The sequence below is a fragment of the Acinetobacter sp. YH16051 genome, from assembly GCF_013417135.1.
GTDB classification, from domain to species: Bacteria; Pseudomonadota; Gammaproteobacteria; order Pseudomonadales; family Moraxellaceae; genus Acinetobacter; species Acinetobacter towneri.
This window is the reverse complement of the sequence record NZ_VPEN01000134.1, coordinates 1-1,196: the sequence shown is the minus strand read 5'-3', so window position 1 is coordinate 1,196 and position 1,196 is coordinate 1. Positions and strand designations below refer to the sequence as shown.

The window sequence follows — 1,196 nt, the reverse complement described above, 5'->3', positions numbered from 1 at the left end:
TTAGACATTTCGGGCATTTCAGACATTTTATTAGCAAACAAATGACGTTGTGCATCGGTCATAGGAATAAAGAAATCTGGTGTATTTGGATCTCGTTTCGGGTCTAGTGTCTTAGGTTTTTGTTTCTGCTTAATCGTAAATTTTATATGAGTGAATTTACGCCCTGTTTTTTGGGGTGTTGCTGTAATTTTTAAATCTGATTGTTCGTTAATTTCGTCTACAGATGGCTCAATAACTCGCTTTAACAGGTCATTGAATTGCTTATACCTAGTACCTAAATCGAGCATAAATCTAAAATCTTCAATGGAAATAGAACGCTCACCAGTTGCCTTGTATTGAACTAATAATTCATACACTCGGACAGAATAAGCACCTTGCATTTTTGATACTTCAGATAGCATATATTGGGTGAAATTAGCTTTTACATTTGATATAAATGGCAATATATCCTTAGAAAACCTAAGAGCAACAATGCTCTGATTTTCTGTAAACTCTATACGTTGAACCCAACGCATTTTTATTAGTTTATCGTCAATATCTAGGCTGATAGAACGCTCGTACAGGCGGTTTACAGCTTCTTTCAAGTCTCTGTAAGCTGTTTTTTCATGTACCCCTAAAGCCTGTAAGTCTTGGACACTGACAGTATAAATTTCATCATCTGACACTTCACACATTTTAGGTATCTTGTCAATAGCTGATAAAACAACACGTTGTTCAACAACAGAGAGACGATAACTAGCCTCAATAACTTGATTTGATTTCACTACTAATTCATTTTTCATTATCCGCTTCTATAATTATACGACACAATCCAATTATGTCTTATTACGACACAAAGTCAAGATGTCGTAGTTAGTAGTCAAAATGTCGTTTTTAAGTAGTCAAAATGTCGTAGTTAGTAGTCAAAATGTCGTAGTTAGTAGTCAAAATGTCGTTTTTAAGATTGTAAGTTATTGATTATATAGGCGAAAAACGACCCGAAAATATTTAAAATATTTAAAATATTAAAAAAAGGGAAAAAAGCAAAATCAAAGGCTATGGCACTCGCTTCGCTCGTGTCGTTTCAAAAGCAAAAGCAAGATCAAAAGCAACTATGAATTCGCTTCGCTCATGTGCTTTTTCTTTCGCTTCGCTCATGAAGCAGATGCCAATAGTTCGCCCCCATTCGGGATGCTCTGAATTGACAGTGATTGATG

1 protein-coding gene is annotated in these 1,196 nt (G+C 35.0%); it reads right to left on the bottom strand.

Annotated elements, in window-relative coordinates:
- The coding region (repM, locus tag FTV41_RS14880) for a replication initiation protein RepM (RefSeq protein WP_179996779.1) at positions 1-782 on the bottom strand (782 nt) is incomplete at its 3' end.
- Positions 783-1,196: the final 414 nt, after the last annotated feature.